This window comes from Dactylococcopsis salina PCC 8305, from assembly GCF_000317615.1.
GTDB classification, from domain to species: domain Bacteria; phylum Cyanobacteriota; class Cyanobacteriia; order Cyanobacteriales; family Rubidibacteraceae; genus Halothece; species Halothece salina.
On record NC_019780.1, the window covers coordinates 2,855,432 to 2,872,625 of the forward strand.

Sequence of the window (17,194 nt, forward strand, 5' to 3'; positions counted from 1 at the left end):
ATTAGTCATTAGTCATTGGTCATTAGTCATTGGTCATTGGAAAACAAAGAACAAAGGACGAAGGACGAAAGACAAAGGACAAAAATGTAGGTTGGGTGAAGGACACGAAACCCAACCTTTCCACCAATAATCTGTAATTCGGTCAAGTGTTATTAGTACAACTAATCAGAATCTCTCCATAAATTATATTTTTATATCAAACCCTGTCCTTTACACTTCTTAACCATTTTTGGATCGGGAAAAATATTGACGAGATTACGCCTTTTCAGCTATGATTGTCAAAATAATAATCCCACGGGATGGTCTGTGCTTTTATTAATTTATCTACCTCAAAGACTGATGATTTCGTGGCTAGTTTTCAAATCTTGTCAAGTTTTTGGGAAAGAGTTTAAACCAATTTTTACCAGTCAATGTTACAGTTTGCAGCGAAGGGTTGACGAAAAAACGGTTTAATGCTGTGGGAAAAATCTTATTGGCGTGACCCTAAGTCTCACCCCCTACATCATACAACAGTTGGGGGTGAATCGATCGCGCGATCGTCAACTTAATCGATCGGTTCTGTGGATTTGATCGAAGGGGAAACGTTATGGAGAGGAGAACAAGCCAATCAACCGACTTGATTTAATCATTGGAAAAACTGTCACTTAATCCAGATAGATGTAATCTGACTGCATTGAGATAGCTTTCATCTTTAGCGGCGGCTGGCGAAAGTTCTCCCGCGCGCGATCGCGCGACTGACTAACGTTTCCGCATCAACTTCTCCCACTTCATAGGCTTGTTGGAGTTGATAATAACTAGGGACTGAGACTTGAATTGTCCGCGATAAGCAGCCGCTACTAAATCAAACGCTTCGGTGCTGCGAACATTTTGTTGATTTTGAGCAAGAGCTTGTTCTTTTGTTTCCGAAAAAGTCTCCCCTTGTGCAACTGGAGCAATTCCGAAAGTTAATAATAATGTAGTGAGGGTGCCGAGTGCTAACTTACGCATCACTGCGACGACCTCCTTAAATTTGTTTCGCTTCATTACCTATAGCAATCTCAAATGAGTCGTTAGAGACTTCAGCCCCCTAGCCCCCAATCTTGGGGGAACTAGGTTAACCTATTTCTCACATTTCATTCCTGATTGCTATAGGTTAAGAAAAGGTTAGAACCTGTGGAGTCTCACTGAAGACAGAGATTAATTTCGCTTTCAATCTTCTTAGATATAAAATGATTAAGTAATAGCATGATTTTAATCAACTACTCCGCCTGCAGTTTGGTATAGTATTCCCAAAGAACATCCTTATAATTCAATGGAGGCTTGGTGCGAAGGGGAATTAAACTGTGATCCTGATACTTTTTTAGGACAATTACAGTCATTTATAGGAGAAGAAGCAATCAGTCAATTGCGCGATCGACGCTTATCGGCGATTTTCCGACCTCTTCTGTGATTAGAGAAAAGGTCAATAATTAATCACAAATTGCTAATATATTAATTAAATTCAAGAAAAAAACTCAAGGATAATAACTATGATTTTTCCTGGCACTAAAGTAAAAGTTACTAACATTGATGATACTTATTACCGTTTTGAGGGCTTAGTACAACGCATTACCGACGATAACGTAGCGGTTTTATTTGAAGGAGGAAACTGGGATAGACTGGTAACATTTAAGTTCTCAGAATTAGAAGAAGTGACTCCCCGTAAAGGTCGCAAGTAACAATTAATAATGGTTTGAAAAGCGTAAATGCGTATTCCTCTCCCACAATTTTCCACCGAGAATCTTCACCCGAATCATTTTGCTGAGGTGATTGAAACGACAACGACCGATTTTCTCGCCCAATGTTTAGAACCAGAAGACCTGTCTTTTCCAGTGATGCCACCGTTTGGGAGTTGGGTGAAGTCTTTTGATGAGGAATCGGGAAATGAGGTATTAGCGGTGGTGACTTATGCAACAACGACTCCCATTGATTCCATACACCGCGCTCGTGCGTTGGGTCTCTCCTTAAGTGATTTACGAGAGGAACAGCCGCAAATTTTTGCAATGTTGAAAACTGAGTTTCGGGTGAATATGCTAGGCTTTTTCAGTCCCGAATCAGAAAGGAATGGAAATGGATTCAGGGGAGGACGATGTTATCAATATCTCCCACCGCGTCCACCGCAAGTTCATCAAGGGGTCTATTATTGTGAAACAACGGAAGTAATGCGGTTTACGGAGGAACTGGATTTTTTGCGGACGTTGTTGGATGTGAAAACCGTTCCTGTGGATTCTTTGTTAGCGGCGGTGTTACGGAATATTTACCAACTCCGTCAAGCCGATCGAGAATGGTTAATTGAAGCAGGACGGAAGTTAGGTTCTTTACTCAAAGATGATTACGATCGGTTACGCTATATTCTAAGTCAGGTTCATTTTTAAAATGGAAAAAGTCAATAACCCACCGTTAAGCCTCTTGGGAGGCTATAACGGGGGCTTGCAAAAGCTCACAAGTTGACCAGCCTAAGCCTCTAGAAGGCTACGTTTCTAAAGCTATCAAACCCTTAAATGCGTGCTAGTTTGAGGCTCTTTGGTTAACAATTAAACATCTGTAACTGGGTTAAGGAAGTGTTGTTAGCGTGACAAACTTTAGAAACATTGGCGAAGCATACTTCACTCGGTGTAGCGAAGTATCCCATTACTGGGAACTAAAGGGAGACTACACCTCTCTCCCTTTAACCTTCTTGTAAACACATTAAATAGAGGACGTGCTTTCCTCTCCCTCTAACCCTTCGGGTATAGAGGGATTCTCCAGCACGAAGAAAAGATGATAAATGGTTTATGACGGGACAAGAGTTGCAAAAACTGATTGTAGATAAATGGGGCTATTCCTTCGATGTGCAGTTACGTCGCTTGCGCGATAAAGTCTATTTGCAGGTGATGTGGCGCTATCTGGAACAGGCTTCGTTTCCTTTGAGTGAAAAGGAATATCTAGAACATCTTAACGCGGTTTCCAGTTATTTAGAAGCCTGGGGAAGCGTTAACCAAGTGGAAGATTTTATTACTAAAACCAAAGAACGTCCTCGTTTGGGAAAAGCGGTGAATATTCCCCTTGATCTTGGCGAAAGAGCTTCGGAATGGATTGTAGAAGGATCAGCCCTTTAATCCCCTAAGATCAGAGAAAAATTCGGTTGTGTAGAGACGTTCTATGGCACGTCTCCACGCGAAACCCAACACCAATCAGTTATAGCGCTACGCGCGGTTGCAAGAGGCAAAAGGCAAAAGGCAAAAGGCAAAAGGCAAAAGGCAAAAGGCAAGAGGCAAAAGGCAAAAGGCAAAAGGCAAAAGGCAAGAGGCAAGAAGCAAGATGGGGAAGATGGGGGAGAAAAATCGCTCCCTTGTCTCCCTTGTCTCCCATTTCTCGCTTCCACCTTTTCCAAGAATTAAGAGCCTTAAAAGCTGATTTGGTAAGGGTTTTAGGTTTATTCAGTAAGCCCTAATATAGTAATAGTAAATGGTCGATCACTTATTAATTTACTGGTCACTGATCACTGGTCACTGGGAATCAAGAAGTGAGAAGAGAGAATTTAGAAGTGAGTTTAAATGCCTATTTTTCTCTTTTCTCTCTACTCGTTTCTTAATGACTGGTCACTGATCACTGGTCACTGGTCACTGGTCACTGGGAATCAAGAAGTGAGAAGAGAGAATTTAGAAGTGAGTTTAAATGCCTATTTTTCTCTTTTCTCTCTACTCGTTTCTTAATGACTGGTCACTGGTCACTGATCACTGGTCACTGGTCACTGGTCACTGGGAATCAAGAAGTGAGAAGAGAGAATTTAGAAGTGAGTTTAAATGCCTATTTTTCTCTTTTCTCTCTACTCGTTTCTTAATGACTGGTCACTGATCACTGGTCACTGGTCACTGGTCACTGGGAATCAAGAAGTGAGAAGAGAGAATTTAGAAGTGAGTTTAAATGCCTATTTTTCTCTTTTCTCTCTACTCGTTTCTTAATGACTGGTCACTGGTCACTGATCACTGGTCACTGGTCACTGGTCACTGGGAATCAAGAAGTGAGAAGAGAGAATTTAGAAGTGAGTTTAAATGCCTATTTTTCTCTTTTCTCTCTACTCGTTTCTTAATGACTGGTCACTGGTCACTGATCACTGGTCACTGGTCACTGGTCACTGGGAATCAAGAAGTGAGAAGAGAGAATTTAGAAGTGAGTTTAAATGCCTATTTTTCTCTTTTCTCTCTACTCGTTTCTTAATGACTGGTCACTGGTCACTGATCACTGGTCACTGGTCACTGGTCACTGGGAATCAAGAAGTGAGAAGAGAGAATTTAGAAGTGAGTTTAAATGCCTATTTTTCTCTTTTTCTCTCTACTCGTTTCTTAATGACTGGTCACTGGTCACTGATCACTGGTCACTGGTCACTGGTCACTGGGAATCAAGAAGTGAGAAGAGAGAATTTAGAAGTGAGTTTAAATGCCTATTTTTCTCTTTTCTCTCTACTCGTTTCTTAATGACTGGTCACTGGTCACTGGGAATCAAGAAGTGAGAAGAGAGAATTTAGAAGTGAGTTTAAATGCCTATTTTTCTCTTTTCTCTCTACTCGTTTCTTAATGACTGGTCACTGGTCACTGGGAATCAAGAAGTGAGAAGAGAGAATTTAGAAGTGAGTTTAAATGCCTATTTTTCTCTTTTCTCTCTACTCGTTTCTTAATGACTGGTCACTGGTCACTGATCACTGGTCACTGGTCACTGGTCACTGGGAATCAAGAAGTGAGAAGAGAGAATTTAGAAGTGAGTTTAAATGCCTATTTTTCTCTTTTCTCTCTACTCGTTTCTTAATGACTGGTCACTGGTCACTGGGAATCAAGAAGTGAGAAGAGAGAATTTAGAAGTGAGTTTAAATGCCTATTTTTCTCTTTTCTCTCTACTCGTTTCTTAATGACTGGTCACTGGTCACTGGGAATCAAGAAGTGAGAAGAGAGAATTTAGAAGTGAGTTTAAATGCCTATTTTTCTCTTTTCTCTCTACTCGTTTCTTAATGACTGGTCACTGGTCACTGATCACTGGTCACTGGTCACTGGTCACTGGGAATCAAGAAGTGAGAAGAGAGAATTTAGAAGTGAGTTTAAATGCCTATTTTTCTCTTTTCTCTCTACTCGTTTCTTAATGACTGGTCACTGATCACTGGTCACTGTAATGGGTTGAGATGAAGTGGGAAAATAAGGCTGATGTAAACAGATTAACTGCGCGATCGTTTTTTTCAGTTGAAAACGGTTGATAATCGCATCCACAAAGCCATGTTGTAAGAGATATTCTGAGGTTTGGAAGCCTTCAGGAAGTTTTTCCCGTAAGGTTTGCTCAATCACTCGTTTTCCCGCAAACCCGATCGTTGCTTTGGGTTCAGCGAGAGTGACATCTCCCAGCATAGCAAAACTGGCGGTAACGCCACCTGTGGTGGGATGAGTTAAAACAGGAATATAAAGCAAACCAGCTTCCCGATGACGTTGTAGCGCCCCAGAAATCTTCGCCATTTGCATCAAACTGAGCATTCCTTCCTGCATTCTTGCGCCTCCAGAAGCACAAATAATCGCGAGGGGAAAGGCTTGTTCGGTGGCGTGTTCCACGAGGCGACAGATTTTTTCTCCCACGACTGATCCCATGCTTCCCCCCATGAAACGGAAATCCATTACGCCTAATGCTAAGGGGAGTCCATCAATTAAACCTGTGCCAGTTTGCACCCCTTCTGTGAGATCGGTTTTTTCTTGCGCTTCTTGCAATCGATCGCTGTAGGCTTTACGATCATGGAAGTTAAGAGGATCAGTGGGGCGTAACTGTTCATTTAAGGGCTGCCAAGTTTCAGGATCAATCAGTTGGCGAATGCGCTCATTGCTATCAACGCGGAGATGATGATTGCATTCACTACAAACAAAATGATTCGCTTGTAAGTCTTTGGTATAGGCGAGTACGCCACAGGATTCGCATTTACTCCACAATCCATCAGCAATTTCTCGCTCTTGGTTTGGTTTTAAATCTGGTTCTGATTTCTGACGATTGGCAAACCAGTCAAATAAGGACATAAATTAAATGTTTTTTACTTTGTTACTATTTTTTACTGCAAAGTTCATTATAAAATGAATTAGAATTTAGAGATCAAAATTAAATTAACGTTGGGTTCTGTTAACCGACAAATGATGGTGTTGGGTTTCGTCAACTTCACCCAACCTACGTTCTTATTAAGTCCCCCAGAATTGGGGGATTTAGGGGGCAATTTCTTGATGGTGTTGGGTTTCGTCAACTTCACCCAACCTACGTTTTTATTAAGTCCCCCAGAATTGGGGGATTTAGGGGGCAATTTCTTGATGGTGTTGGGTTTCGCGTGGAGACGTTCCATGGAACGTCTCTACCCAACCTACAATTGATGATTAATGATTGATGATGTGATGATTGTTCCTTATCGGGTGCGTTTAGCGGATACAGATGCAGCAGGAGTGGTTTATTTCGCTCACTTATTACGGATGTGCCACACTGCTTATGAAGAAGTTTTAATTCAGCGTGGGATTGATCTTCAAAAATACTTGCAAGAGGGAACAATTGCGATTCCGATTATTCATGGGGAAATAGATTGCTTGCGTCCGATTTTTTGGGGGGATTTGCTTCTCATTGCGTTAACTCCCCAATTTCTTTCGGACACAGAACTGTTGATTAGTTATCAGTTAACCTCCGAAACTGCATCAAAAACAATTTTGGCACAGGGAAAAACTCAGCACGTTTGCATTAATCCTAAAACTCGCCGTCGTATTGCTTTTCCTCAAGAATTTCGATCGAGCTTAGAGCAAGAATAATGGGCAAGGAGAGACTCGAACTCTCACGACCAGTGGCCGCCACATTTTGAGTGTGGTGCGTCTACCAATTCCGCCACTTGCCCTTTTGCATGGCTTCCCCATTATAACTGCTTTGATGCTGTTCTAGCAAGCGCTGATATTGAGGAGAACTCGCCCATCGATCGATGGCTTGAGCGCGAATTACAGGAACAGGATGACTGAGTTGTTGAGTTTGAGCGGTTTTCAGCAAGTCTCCCAATTGTGTCTCGCTCATTTGATCGTAAGCTCTCGCCTGATCAATAAATGCGCCTAAATTCAATTGTGGCGCGAGGGTAGGAGAACCGCCAGCCAGTTTCATTAGAACCGACATCACAACTTTGGGGTCTTGTACCGCCAGAAGCGCCGCTCGATCGCAGCTAAACTCAGCGCAACGAATCCATTCTAACATCTGATCTTGTAGAGACTGGGCTAAAATTACGCCCCAATTGGGCAATAATCCCGCCGCTAAGACGGCAATATTCACCAAAGTTAAATATACCCCATGCTCACATTTTAGATGCCCCAATTCGTGAGCAATGACCGCTTGAATTTCTTCAGGAGTCAATAATTCCACGAGAGAAGTATGGATAACAATAAAGGGCTGTTTCCCTCGCATGGCAAAAGTGTAAGCATTTGGTGCGGGATTTTGCTTAATGTACAATTCAGGAACATCAACATCCAGTCGCTGACAGGCTTCGATTAGAAGTTTATGCAAATCAGGAAGTTGTTTCTCGCTCACCTTAACACTGGCTGCGACATTCTGAAGATAGAAAAATTGTTCAGCGACTCCCCCTAAAACGGTTCTGACAGCAACATCCCAACCTGGAAACTGTTGTAGAGATTGGGTGGCTTCTAAGTCTAGGGGATGGCGAAATTCATTGGCTTTGAGTCCGATTAGATTCTGTTTCACGATCGCCTTGTTTACCTTTCTTAACGATTACTTCTAGCTTAACTAGCTAATCCAATTTTTGACGCGACTAACTGCCTTCCAGTCTGGCTTTTTTTCTAGCCCATCATCAAGATTTTTGATAATTTCTTCTCGCAGTTGTGAACTTAAACCGATCATTTCCTGGGTGGCTTCTATTTCCTCACGAACCCCTGATTTTCCCGCTTCTAATAGGGCGATCGCCAGATTAACCCGAGCTTGCGGTGCTTTTTTGTCAAATTTAACGCTTTTTTGCGCGGCTTTCAGGGCGGCGTTCGGTTGATCAGCGAGAAGGTAAAGCCACGCTAAACTACACCAGACCGCAGAATTTTTGGGAGCGCGATCGCGCAGGTCCTTAAAATAGGGAATCAACGTTTCGATCGATTCTCCCGCTTGATACCGTTCCAAGCCTTGATCATACAACTCATTAATCGACTCACTCATCACTAACGTTCCTTAATCAAAATAAAAAGCAGACAACCAAGAGTTATCTGCTGAGATACTTTAACAAAAAATGGTCTTAGACACCAAAAGACTTCCCACAGCCACAAGTTTGGGAGGCATTGGGATTGGTAAATTGGAATCCTCCCCCAATTAAAGCGTTACTGTAATCCAGTTGTAAGCCATAGATATACAGTAAACTTTTCGGGTCACAGATAATCTTAAAACCATCGTAATCAAAGACCTCATCATCCTCACGGACATTGCTGGGGTCTTCAAAATCCATCAGATAGGACATTCCAGAACAGCCGCCGTTGCGAACACCCACTCGCAAACAAAGGTCTTTTCCTTGTTCTTCTCGTAACTTATTCAAATGAGTCAGAGCGGTTTCTGAGAGTTGAATACCTTGTTGTTGGGATTGAATTGCTTGTGTCATATTCCCTATTTTTATCAGCTTTTTGTTAGTTTCCACTTTAACAAACTTCAAGTTGTTTAAGTCTAATCAGTCGCCCCAGATTAACTGCTGGAACTCCCTGTAAAGACTCGCCCCAACTGTTTAAAGTTCTCTAAAACATTTCCCGTACCGAGAACCACACATTGTAAGGGATCAGGCGCCACATGAGTCACAATTCCCGTTTCATGGGTGATGAGAGTATCTAATCCTCGCAAGAGAGCGCCACCTCCGGCAAGCATAATCCCTTGATTGATGATATCAGAAGCCAACTCTGGTGGAGTCCGTTCCAAAGTCCGTTTAACTGCTTCCACAATCACCGATAAAGGTTCTGACATACTTTCCCGAATTTCTGGGGCTTTAATCGCCACCATACGCGGTAAACCCGATAATAAATGTAACCCTCGGACTTCCATAGATAAGTCATCATCTCCTTCTGTGGGATAAGCCGAACTCACCCGAATTTTAATTTCCTCGGCGGTTCGTTCCCCAATAACTAGGTTATGAACCTTTTTCATATACTGAGTAATGGAATCGCTGAGTTCATCGCCAGCCACACGGACAGATTCACTTAAAACCGTTCCTTGCAAACTTAAAACAGCGACTTCGGTTGTTCCCCCACCAATATCAATAATCATATTTCCTGTGGGTTCAGCAACGGATAAACCCGCACCAATGGCAGCGGCGACGGGTTCATCAATGAGAAATACATCCCTTGCTCCCGCTTGTAAAGCAGCTTCCATTACCGCTCGTTTTTCCACTCCCGTCACTCCCGAAGGAATACCAATAACAATCCGAGGAGAAACCAACGTTCTACCGCCATGAGCTCTTTTGATAAAGTGTTGCAACATCAACTCGGCGCTGTCAAAATCAGCAATGACTCCATCTCGCAACGGACGTGAGGCGACAATACTGCCAGGAGTTCGTCCTAACATTTGTTTCGCATCTTCTCCAAAAGCGAGTGCTTCCTTGTTATCTTGGTCAATGGCGACCACTGACGGTTCTTTTAGGACAATCCCCTTCCCTGAAACATAAACTAGGGTGTTTGCTGTTCCAAGATCAACGCCCATATTCCGTGAAAAAGATAACCGATTCCAAAAACTCACTCGTTTCTTAGCTCCCAAAGTGCCTTTCATTTTCCCTGCTTTCTTAGAGCAACACACTCTAATTAATGTGGATTTTATTATTTTATCTGGGATTACGTCTAGTAGGGATGATACGGTTTTTATAAAAATCTGAATTTCAGGTTAAACTAAAGGCAGTTTTGAACGCTGTTTGAATGCTGGAGTTAGGTAAGGATGATGAATCTAAATGTGGTGCATTTAGTGGGTCGCGCTGGTGTTGATCCAGAAATCAAATACTTTGAAAGTGGTAAGGTGTTATGTAAATTTCCCATTGCGGTCGATCGACGCACAAAAAAAGATGACAAACCCGATTGGTTTGAGCTAGAAATGTGGGGACGCACGGCGGAAATTGCTTCTGAATATGTCCGCAAAGGAAAACAGGTGGGAATACAAGGGAAGTTAAAAATTGACACTTGGCAAGACCAAAATGGTAATAATCGCTCTAGTCCAAGAATTGCTGTTGATCGATTAGATTTACTTGGATCAAAAGGGGATACTCAAGGGGGATCAAGCTATGATCGTCCCGATGAGTTTTAGAAAATGCGTAAGACGAAAGGGGGAAAAATTTGGCGACATTGGCATAACCCTGTACTCTAGAACTTGTAGCATTAAAAAATAATTAATATGATGAGTCGTTTTCGTCAAGCTGTCGAAGCGCAAGAGTTTTTAGTTACCGCCGAGGTGACTCCTCCGAAAGGAGGAAACCCCGATCGGATGCTACAGGTGGCACAATCTTTAAAAGGGCGCGTTCATGCTGTCAATATCACTGATGGTAGTCGCGCTGTTTTAAGGATGTCCTCTCTAGCTGCTTCGGTTGTGCTATTACGCAATGATATCGAGCCAGTTTGTCAAGTCGCCTGTCGCGATCGAAATTTAATTGGGATTCAATCGGATTTAATGGGAGCGCAAGCATTAGGAATCCGCAATATTCTCGCTCTTACAGGTGATCCCGTGAAGGCTGGTGATCATCCCAAAGCAAAAGCTGTATTTAACTTAGAGTCGGTTCGCTTATTGAAGCTCATTCAAAAACTTAATGAGGGAACAGATTTTAATGATAAGCCTCTTACTGATGGCGCGTTAGACTTGTTCGCAGGAGCGGCGGTTGATCCACAATCTGATAGTTGGTCAGGGTTGCAAAGACGCTTTGAGCAAAAGGTGAAAGCAGGGGCGCAATTTTTCCAAAGTCAAATGCTCACTGATTTCGATCGATTAGAGAAGTTTATGGATGAGGTGGCTTCCCCTGCGAAGAAACCGATCCTCGCTGGAATTTTCTTGTTTAAGTCGGCAAAAAATGCCCGTTTTATTCAGAAATATGTGCCTGGGGTTCATATTCCTGAAGAAATTATCGAACGCCTCGATCGTGCTAGTGATCCCCTCCAAGAAGGGATTAAGATCGCAGCAGAACAAGTTCAAACCGCTCGTCAACTCTGTCAAGGGGTTCACATGATGGCGGTAAAAAAAGAGGAAGCGATTCCATCCATTCTTGATTTAGCTGGGGTGAAACCTGTGGAAGGGGTGAAACTTCCCACCGCAGCGACTCGCTAAATAATCAGGTTCAATTGTTCCTGTAATTAGAGCGCCATCGATGCGATCGGTGGCGTTGTTCAGTTTTTATACCATTTTGGAAAAGTAGTAGTAGGGTTTGCCTTGCCCACCCTACAAGATATAATTCAGTATTATGTTAACTCGTTTAGTTTTAGTTTTAGTTTCTAGCAGCTTGTTCCTGACGCTGAGTAGTTGTAACCGAAATAATTCTCCAGAAATTATTCGTCCCCAACCGCTACCACAAGATGAACTCATTAAAGTCTATTTTAATCAGAATCAAGCGGAAGGAGCAAACTATACTGATCCGTATCGTAACATCGATCGAAGCGGTGATAATTTAGAACAGATTATTATTAACAACATTGAAGACGCACAAGACACGATCGAAATCGCAGTTCAAGAATTTCGCCTCCCTAAAATTGCTCAATCTTTAGCAAAAAAACAGCAAAATGGAGTTAACATTAGGGTGATCATAGAAAATGATTATCGTCGCCCTTTTAGTGATTATTCTCCAGAGGAAATCAAGCAATCAACAGGACGAGAAAAAAATAGTTTACAAGCTGGATTTAATTTTATTGATCTCAATAGAGACGGAATCATCAGCCAAGAGGAAAGTAAAAAACGAGATGCTTTAATCATTTTAGAAAATGCAGGAATCCCCATTCTTGATGATACGGCGGACGGAACAAAAGGAAGTGGTTTAATGCACCACAAATTTATGATTGTCGATGGAAAGATCAGCCTTGTTGCTTCCAATAACTTCACTCTCAGTGGGATTCATGGTGATTTAGAAGCCCCTAATACAAGAGGAAATGCAAATAATTTAGTCACTATTCGTAACAGTGAATTAGCTTCGATTTTTCAAGAAGAATTTGATTTAATGTGGGGAGATGGTGTCGGGAAAAAGCCTGATAGTGTTTTTGGAGTTAAGAAGGGAAATCGGATGTTTCCACCGATTTTAGTGGGTGAAAGTGCTGTTTCTGTTCACTTTTCTCCCCTTTCTAAAACCCAGTCTTGGCAAGATAGCAGTAATGGTTTTATTGGTGAAAAGTTAGCCAAAGCAGAAACTTCTGTAAATTTCGCTTTATTTGTTTTCTCTGAGCAGAAAATAGCCGACATTTTAGCGAAAGGTTATGAAAGAGAAGTAAACATTAAGGGATTAATTGAGCCTAGCTTCGCTTATCGTTATTATAGTGAAGGTTTGGATATGTTGGGAGTGGCTTTAGCCCGCAATTGTAAGTTTGAAAAAAATAATAATCCCTGGGAGGCTGCGATTTCTACTGTTGGGATTCCTCAACTTCCTGAAGGCGATTTATTACATCATAAGTTTGCAGTTGTTGATGAAAAAGTAGTGATTACTGGTTCTCATAATTGGTCAGCTTCCGCCAATTATCAGAATGATGAGACAGTTTTAGTGATTGAAAATCCCACAGTAGCGGCGCATTATCAACGGGAATTTGAACGCTTATATGATCGATCGGTTTTAGGGATTCCCCAATGGCTACAAGAAAGAGTTAAAGAACAAGAAAAAGAATGTTCTTAGGAGGATAATTGATCACCGAGTTTCTCACGAGTTGCTTCGATTTTAGTTTCTAATTGGGTTTCGGTTTTAGTTGATAGGTTCATCGCTTCATTATAAGCCTCGATCGCCGCTTGATATTCTTCTTTTTTCACTAAAGCATCACCGCGACGTTCCCACGCGGAAGGTTGATCCGTGTCAACCGCGATCGCTCGATCGTATAATGCAATAGCGCGGTCATAGTTTCCCGCTTCTAGTGCTTCATTTCCTCTTAACTCCCAAGCGCGATAATGAGCGCCACGAGACAACAATTGCGTGTTTATTTGTTCATTATTAGCGGTAAAAGTTTGGTTTTTTGCTTCACCCCCGATCGCGCTAAACTGAGGAGTAATTAGCACACTGACACCGAAGATAAAGGGAATTAGTTTTCTCATATCAACCTCCATGGGTTGTTTTTCTTATCTATAATTCAACTGTAGAACAATCCCCCTTGAACACACTTCCCTCAATCTGTAGGGATTCTCCTCTCTCAAATGGATGATTTCTCTCACCAACTTCATCCACCCTATCCAAAGAGATGGGGAAGATGGGGGAGATGGGGGAGATGGGGGAGAAAAATCGCTCTCTTGTCTTCCTTGTCTTCTTCTCTGTTCCCTGTTCCCTTGCTTTAACCAAGATATTGTACTTTTTCAGGAGGCACTAATTAGTCAAAAAGTAAAATTAAAAGTATCGATCAAGTTATGAATTTAATATTATGAATTATCCTTTTTATATTGTTGATGTTTTTGCGGTTGCTAAATATACGGGAAATCAACTCGCTGTGTTTCCTCAAGCTGATCAAATTAGTGACCAGCAAATGCAAGAGTTTGCTAAAGAAATTAATTTTTCAGAAACAACATTTATCACCACTTCTTCTCCCACTGAAAACGAATATGATGTTCGGATTTTTACGCCTAATCAAGAACTTCCCTTCGCTGGACATCCTACTTTAGGAACAGCTTATATTATTCGAGAATATTTGATGTCGAAACAGGAGAAAGAAAACCAAGCTGAGATTACACTTAATTTAAAAGTTGGGAAAATTCCTGTCAGATTAGAAACAACTGAACAAGGGGAAGAAGTGCTTTGGATGCAACAAAATCAGCCTGAATTTGGTCAAAGCATTTCCCCAGAAACGATCGCTACGGTTTTAGGAATTTCTGAAAAGGATATTAATCCTAATTTTCCCATTCAGGAAGTCTCAACAGGGATTTATTTTTTGATCGTACCCATCAATCGTTTAGAAGTCTTAAAACAAATTAAAGTTAACTTAGAACAATATTACCAGTTAATTTTTTCTCTGAAAGCGAAAAGCATTCTCGTGTTTTGTCCTGAAACTTATTCCCCAGAAAATGATTTATGTGTTCGCGTATTTGCGGATTATTTAGCAATACCAGAAGACCCCGCAACTGGAAGCGCTAATGGTTGTTTAGCCGCTTATTTATTTAATAATAATGTTTTTCCTATTCAAGGAAATAGATTAGAAGTTAAGGTGGAACAAGGATATGAAATTAATCGTCCTTCTCTCCTTTTTTTACAAGCAAGTGAAGACAAAATTAAAGTGGGTGGACAAGTAAAAACGATCGCGCAGGGAAATTTTATTTAATGGCAAAAAAAGATTAAAGCCAATTTTCTTCTTCCGTATCTGCTGGACGATAAACCTTTCTTTGCTGATGATTTTTACGAGTTTTTTCAAACAGTAATTCTTCGGTTAAATCCCATTTTGCTAATAAATCATCCAGATCTCTCTGTAGGGATTTTGCACCAGGAAAACTTTTATAACGAATGCGTAAACGGGCTAATTCTGCTAAATTGTAATCGGTTATGTCTTCTTGAAACATCTGTTCAATGATGGCGTGGTCTTCCTTTTCTCTAGGATGTTTTTGTTCAGGAATTTCAGTCATATGTCTAAATGTTGTCTATTTGTCGGAATTACAACTCTTGATTTAATTTATTTAGCGCCACATCTTCCTCAAGCAAATGAAAAATTAAGCGCGATCGATTCTGCTGCCAAAATTGCTGCTGAATCCTGTCGATTTTTTGGCACTCGCAATTGGATGGAATCTAACGGTAATTCAGATTAATTATTGTTTGGCTTTTCGTAAAGATTGAATTGTTGTTATGGTATGATCAACAGCGCGATCGATGTCTTCTGCTGTGGTAAATCGTCCCATCCCAAAGCGAATGGAAGCATTAGCAAGGGTTTTACTTCGACCGAGGGCGGTGATAACATGAGAAGGTGCAACGGATTGAGAGGAACAAGCCGAACCAGAAGAAACCGCAATCACTGGCTGTAATCCTAAAATTAATGCGGTTCCATCCACACCAGCCACACTGATATTTAAGTTGTTAGGAAGGCGTTGGGCGCGATCACCATTGAGATAAACTCCTTCTAATTGTAATAACTTTTCCATCGCTCGATCGCGCAGTTTTTCCAGTCTTTCCCCTTCCGTCTCCATTTCTGCTAATCCCAATGCTACCGCTTTCCCAAAGCCAACAATTTGGGGAGGATACAGAGTTCCCGAACGCAATTCTCTCTCTTGTCCACCACCCTGTATTTGTGATTTTAGATAGACTTTAGGGTTGCGACGACGCACATATAACGCCCCAATTCCTTTCGGACCATACAATTTATGAGCAGTTAATGACATTAAATTAATGTTCATCGCTTCCACATCGAGGGGAATTTTTCCGATCGCTTGTGCTGCGTCAGTATGAAATAAAACCCCTTTTTCTCGACATAAAGCACCGATTTCTTTTAACGGTTGTAAGACACCAATTTCATTATTCGCCGCCATTACCGACACTAAAATTGTATCAGAACGAATGCTTTTTTCTAAGATATCTAAATCAATTAATCCGTCTTCTCCTACCGTGAGAAAAGTAATTTCAAAACCTAAACTCTCTAAATATTTACAAGGATCAATAACCGCACGATGTTCTGTGGCAACTGTAATGATATGCTGTCCTTGAGAGAAGTAAGCCTCAGCGACTCCTTTAATTGCTAAGTTGTTGGCTTCAGTTGCGCCACTGGTAAAAACAATTTCCTCTGGTGAAGCATTAATCGCTTCTGCAATGATTTCTCTGGCTTGTTTCACTCCTGCTTCTGCTTCCCAACCATAGGCATGAGAAACACTGGACGGATTGCCAAAATGTTCTGTAAAATAAGGCATCATGGCATCTAAAACACGAGGATCAACGGGTGTGGTGGCGTGACAATCAAGATAAATTGGGCGTTGCATTTTTGTTTCTATTTTAAGAGCGCGATCGAGTGTTATTGACCAATTTTAGCCCCCCAAACCCCAGGGCTGTTTCATTATGAATGAAATCAAGGGAGGTAGGGAGATGGGGGAGACAAGGGAGACAAGGGAGATGGGGGAGATTTCAGGACTCTTTTTTCTTATGAATTAGTCAAAAAGTAAGAAAAAGGCTTCGATCGAACGTACCGTAAGAGGTTCAGGCGATCGAGCGAAGCTCGGTGAGCCTTCGGCTCAATCGATGCTTCGCATCGGTGCGCGGAGCGCAATCGCCTTCAATTTTGACCCCGAGAATGAAACAGCCCTGCCCCAAACCCCAAGTCAAAGCGTAGGTTGGGTGGAGGTGACGAAACCCAACAACAACCCAGTCAAAGCGTAGATTGGGTGGAGGTAACGAAACCCAAGTCAAAGCGTAGGTTGGGTGGAGGTAACGAAACCCAACAACAACCCAGTCAAAGCGTAGATTGGGTGGAGGTAACGAAACCCAAGTCAAAGCGTAGGTTGGGTGAAGGTGACGAAACCCAAGTCAAAGCGTAGGTTGGGTGGAGGTAACGAAACCCAAGTCAAAGCGTAGGTAGGATTTTAATGATAATTAATAAGTTTTCTTCAAAAAGTAGTTAAGGTTTTACGGTGGTTTATTTTTGGATTAACGTTTTTTTCCTAGCTAAAACTTTTCAGCAACATTGGCGGGAAGTAGCGCCGATCGAGCTTAATCAATCACAATTAATTTCTGGGGCGATCGCGCCTTTTTTAACGTTAATTGGTTTTGTTGGTTTACGGGGGAGTGGGTTTCTGGTGACAATTGCTGTGTTTCAACCCTTGAGTGTTAGTGAGATTCCCTTGTTGCTTGGGGTGTTTAGTTTAGCTTGGTTTTTAGGCTTAGTTGTTCCTTCGCCAGGGGGAATTGGTGTTTTTGAAAGCACCGCGATCGCGCTTTTAAGTCCTAGTTTTCCCGTTGCAATTCTTCTCAGCAGTTTAGCCTTATTTCGTCTGATTAGTATTAGCGCCGAAGCGATCGCCGCTGGGCTATCTTGGGGGATCAAATTGGTAATTAATCATTAAACTTTAG

At 41.7% G+C, this 17,194-nt stretch carries 30 protein-coding genes and 1 tRNA gene; 21 read left to right on the top strand and 10 right to left on the bottom strand.

What is annotated here, in order from left to right; all coding sequences use genetic code 11:
• Window positions 1-738 precede the first annotated feature (738 nt).
• A complete protein-coding gene (locus DACSA_RS13785; RefSeq protein WP_198007569.1) occupies window positions 739-1,023 on the bottom strand; it encodes a hypothetical protein in 285 nt (94 codons plus the stop codon).
• Between the two features lie 268 nt (window positions 1,024-1,291).
• Here DACSA_RS13785 and DACSA_RS20830 point away from each other — a divergent pair, with 268 nt between their 5' ends.
• The 14 genes from DACSA_RS20830 (at window position 1,292) to DACSA_RS20850 (ending at window position 5,145) form a co-directional block, all read left to right on the top strand.
• On the top strand, window positions 1,292-1,429 hold the full coding sequence (locus DACSA_RS20830; RefSeq protein WP_015230348.1) for a hypothetical protein: 138 nt from the start codon (window positions 1,292-1,294) through the stop codon (window positions 1,427-1,429).
• Between the two features lie 79 nt (window positions 1,430-1,508).
• Window positions 1,509-1,697: an NAD(P)H dehydrogenase subunit NdhS gene (locus DACSA_RS13790; RefSeq protein WP_015230349.1), complete on the top strand. Its 189-nt coding sequence runs from the start codon at window positions 1,509-1,511 to the stop codon at window positions 1,695-1,697.
• A gap of 27 nt (window positions 1,698-1,724) precedes the next feature.
• On the top strand, window positions 1,725-2,393 hold the full coding sequence (locus DACSA_RS13795) for an HAS-barrel domain-containing protein (RefSeq protein WP_015230350.1): 669 nt from the start codon (window positions 1,725-1,727) through the stop codon (window positions 2,391-2,393).
• 399 nt (window positions 2,394-2,792) lie between these two features.
• Entirely contained in the window at window positions 2,793-3,116 is a 324-nt protein-coding gene (locus tag DACSA_RS13800; protein ID WP_015230351.1) for a DUF3067 family protein, read from the top strand.
• A gap of 26 nt (window positions 3,117-3,142) precedes the next feature.
• Window positions 3,143-3,451 (top strand): hypothetical protein, encoded by a 309-nt coding sequence (locus DACSA_RS20835; protein WP_156800799.1) that lies wholly within the window; start codon window positions 3,143-3,145, stop codon window positions 3,449-3,451.
• Window positions 3,452-3,554: 103 nt separating this feature from the next.
• A complete protein-coding gene (locus tag DACSA_RS21665; protein WP_015230353.1) occupies window positions 3,555-3,713 on the top strand; it encodes a hypothetical protein in 159 nt (52 codons plus the stop codon).
• A complete protein-coding gene (locus DACSA_RS22615; RefSeq protein WP_015230354.1) occupies window positions 3,713-3,841 on the top strand; it encodes a hypothetical protein in 129 nt (42 codons plus the stop codon). The genes DACSA_RS21665 and DACSA_RS22615 overlap by 1 nt, the downstream gene beginning before the upstream one ends.
• The gene (locus tag DACSA_RS21670; RefSeq protein WP_015230353.1) at window positions 3,804-3,962 is read left to right on the top strand and encodes a hypothetical protein; all 159 of its coding nucleotides are present in this window, start codon (window positions 3,804-3,806) and stop codon (window positions 3,960-3,962) included. The genes DACSA_RS22615 and DACSA_RS21670 overlap by 38 nt, the downstream gene beginning before the upstream one ends.
• A complete protein-coding gene (locus tag DACSA_RS23105; protein ID WP_456297632.1) occupies window positions 3,925-4,218 on the top strand; it encodes a hypothetical protein in 294 nt (97 codons plus the stop codon). The genes DACSA_RS21670 and DACSA_RS23105 overlap by 38 nt, the downstream gene beginning before the upstream one ends.
• A gap of 219 nt (window positions 4,219-4,437) precedes the next feature.
• Complete coding sequence (locus DACSA_RS21675; RefSeq protein ID WP_015229205.1) at window positions 4,438-4,575, top strand: hypothetical protein; 138 nt, start codon at window positions 4,438-4,440, stop codon at window positions 4,573-4,575.
• Window positions 4,538-4,675, top strand: a complete 138-nt coding sequence (locus DACSA_RS21680) for a hypothetical protein (RefSeq protein WP_015229205.1) — start codon at window positions 4,538-4,540, stop codon at window positions 4,673-4,675. The genes DACSA_RS21675 and DACSA_RS21680 overlap by 38 nt, the downstream gene beginning before the upstream one ends.
• Window positions 4,638-4,838, top strand: coding sequence for a hypothetical protein (locus DACSA_RS20845; RefSeq protein ID WP_156800801.1), 201 nt, complete (start codon window positions 4,638-4,640; stop codon window positions 4,836-4,838). The genes DACSA_RS21680 and DACSA_RS20845 overlap by 38 nt, the downstream gene beginning before the upstream one ends.
• A 27-nt stretch (window positions 4,839-4,865) precedes the next feature.
• Window positions 4,866-5,003 carry a hypothetical protein gene (locus DACSA_RS21685; protein WP_015229205.1) on the top strand — a complete coding sequence of 46 codons (138 nt, stop codon included), beginning with the start codon at window positions 4,866-4,868 and terminating at the stop codon, window positions 5,001-5,003.
• A complete protein-coding gene (locus tag DACSA_RS20850; protein ID WP_156800802.1) occupies window positions 4,966-5,145 on the top strand; it encodes a hypothetical protein in 180 nt (59 codons plus the stop codon). The genes DACSA_RS21685 and DACSA_RS20850 overlap by 38 nt, the downstream gene beginning before the upstream one ends.
• Here the strand turns inward: DACSA_RS20850 and accD are convergent.
• Complete coding sequence (accD, locus tag DACSA_RS13810; RefSeq protein ID WP_015230356.1) at window positions 5,139-6,041, bottom strand: acetyl-CoA carboxylase, carboxyltransferase subunit beta; 903 nt, start codon at window positions 6,039-6,041, stop codon at window positions 5,139-5,141. The two genes, DACSA_RS20850 and accD, sit on opposite strands and share 7 nt — an antisense overlap.
• A gap of 348 nt (window positions 6,042-6,389) precedes the next feature.
• Here accD and DACSA_RS13820 point away from each other — a divergent pair, with 348 nt between their 5' ends.
• Window positions 6,390-6,806, top strand: a complete 417-nt coding sequence (locus tag DACSA_RS13820; protein ID WP_015230358.1) for an acyl-CoA thioesterase — start codon at window positions 6,390-6,392, stop codon at window positions 6,804-6,806.
• Here the strand turns inward: DACSA_RS13820 and DACSA_RS13825 are convergent.
• The 5 genes from DACSA_RS13825 to DACSA_RS13840 form a co-directional block, all read right to left on the bottom strand.
• Window positions 6,807-6,889, bottom strand: a tRNA-Leu gene (locus DACSA_RS13825).
• Complete coding sequence (locus tag DACSA_RS19260; RefSeq protein ID WP_015230359.1) at window positions 6,868-7,734, bottom strand: M48 family metallopeptidase; 867 nt, start codon at window positions 7,732-7,734, stop codon at window positions 6,868-6,870. The genes DACSA_RS13825 and DACSA_RS19260 overlap by 22 nt, the downstream gene beginning before the upstream one ends.
• Window positions 7,735-7,776: 42 nt before the next feature.
• Window positions 7,777-8,193, bottom strand: a complete 417-nt coding sequence (locus DACSA_RS13830; protein WP_015230360.1) for a tetratricopeptide repeat protein — start codon at window positions 8,191-8,193, stop codon at window positions 7,777-7,779.
• Between the two features lie 76 nt (window positions 8,194-8,269).
• Window positions 8,270-8,626 (bottom strand): HesB/IscA family protein, encoded by a 357-nt coding sequence (locus tag DACSA_RS13835; RefSeq protein WP_015230361.1) that lies wholly within the window; start codon window positions 8,624-8,626, stop codon window positions 8,270-8,272.
• Window positions 8,627-8,706: 80 nt separating this feature from the next.
• Entirely contained in the window at window positions 8,707-9,711 is a 1,005-nt protein-coding gene (locus tag DACSA_RS13840; protein ID WP_198007742.1) for a rod shape-determining protein, read from the bottom strand.
• A 231-nt stretch (window positions 9,712-9,942) separates the two neighbouring features.
• On the opposite strand from DACSA_RS13840, the gene DACSA_RS13845 reads away from it, so the two are divergent.
• The 3 genes from DACSA_RS13845 to DACSA_RS13855 all read left to right on the top strand — a co-directional run bounded on the left by DACSA_RS13845 (window position 9,943) and on the right by DACSA_RS13855 (window position 12,853).
• Window positions 9,943-10,302 (top strand): single-stranded DNA-binding protein, encoded by a 360-nt coding sequence (locus tag DACSA_RS13845; RefSeq protein ID WP_041235496.1) that lies wholly within the window; start codon window positions 9,943-9,945, stop codon window positions 10,300-10,302.
• An 87-nt stretch (window positions 10,303-10,389) separates the two neighbouring features.
• Window positions 10,390-11,310, top strand: coding sequence for a methylenetetrahydrofolate reductase (locus DACSA_RS13850; RefSeq protein ID WP_156800803.1), 921 nt, complete (start codon window positions 10,390-10,392; stop codon window positions 11,308-11,310).
• A 133-nt stretch (window positions 11,311-11,443) separates the two neighbouring features.
• Window positions 11,444-12,853: a phospholipase D-like domain-containing protein gene (locus DACSA_RS13855; RefSeq protein ID WP_015230365.1), complete on the top strand. Its 1,410-nt coding sequence runs from the start codon at window positions 11,444-11,446 to the stop codon at window positions 12,851-12,853.
• Here the strand turns inward: DACSA_RS13855 and DACSA_RS13860 are convergent.
• Window positions 12,850-13,275 carry a tetratricopeptide repeat protein gene (locus DACSA_RS13860; RefSeq protein ID WP_232225095.1) on the bottom strand — a complete coding sequence of 142 codons (426 nt, stop codon included), beginning with the start codon at window positions 13,273-13,275 and terminating at the stop codon, window positions 12,850-12,852. The genes DACSA_RS13855 and DACSA_RS13860 overlap by 4 nt on opposite strands.
• Window positions 13,276-13,583: 308 nt before the next feature.
• Between DACSA_RS13860 and DACSA_RS13870 the strand changes: the two genes are divergently transcribed.
• Window positions 13,584-14,474, top strand: a complete 891-nt coding sequence (locus DACSA_RS13870; protein WP_015230367.1) for a PhzF family phenazine biosynthesis protein — start codon at window positions 13,584-13,586, stop codon at window positions 14,472-14,474.
• A gap of 13 nt (window positions 14,475-14,487) precedes the next feature.
• Here DACSA_RS13870 and DACSA_RS13875 read toward each other — a convergent pair whose 3' ends face one another.
• On the bottom strand, window positions 14,488-14,772 hold the full coding sequence (locus DACSA_RS13875; RefSeq protein WP_015230368.1) for a DUF3288 family protein: 285 nt from the start codon (window positions 14,770-14,772) through the stop codon (window positions 14,488-14,490).
• Here DACSA_RS13875 and DACSA_RS13880 point away from each other — a divergent pair, their 5' ends adjacent.
• Window positions 14,773-14,952 carry a hypothetical protein gene (locus DACSA_RS13880; RefSeq protein ID WP_015230369.1) on the top strand — a complete coding sequence of 60 codons (180 nt, stop codon included), beginning with the start codon at window positions 14,773-14,775 and terminating at the stop codon, window positions 14,950-14,952.
• On the opposite strand, the gene DACSA_RS13885 is transcribed toward DACSA_RS13880, so the two are convergent.
• The gene (locus DACSA_RS13885; RefSeq protein ID WP_015230370.1) at window positions 14,953-16,110 is read right to left on the bottom strand and encodes a cysteine desulfurase family protein; all 1,158 of its coding nucleotides are present in this window, start codon (window positions 16,108-16,110) and stop codon (window positions 14,953-14,955) included. It lies immediately after the preceding gene.
• A gap of 645 nt (window positions 16,111-16,755) precedes the next feature.
• Between DACSA_RS13885 and DACSA_RS13895 the strand changes: the two genes are divergently transcribed.
• Entirely contained in the window at window positions 16,756-17,187 is a 432-nt protein-coding gene (locus DACSA_RS13895; protein ID WP_051017323.1) for a hypothetical protein, read from the top strand.
• Window positions 17,188-17,194: the final 7 nt, after the last annotated feature.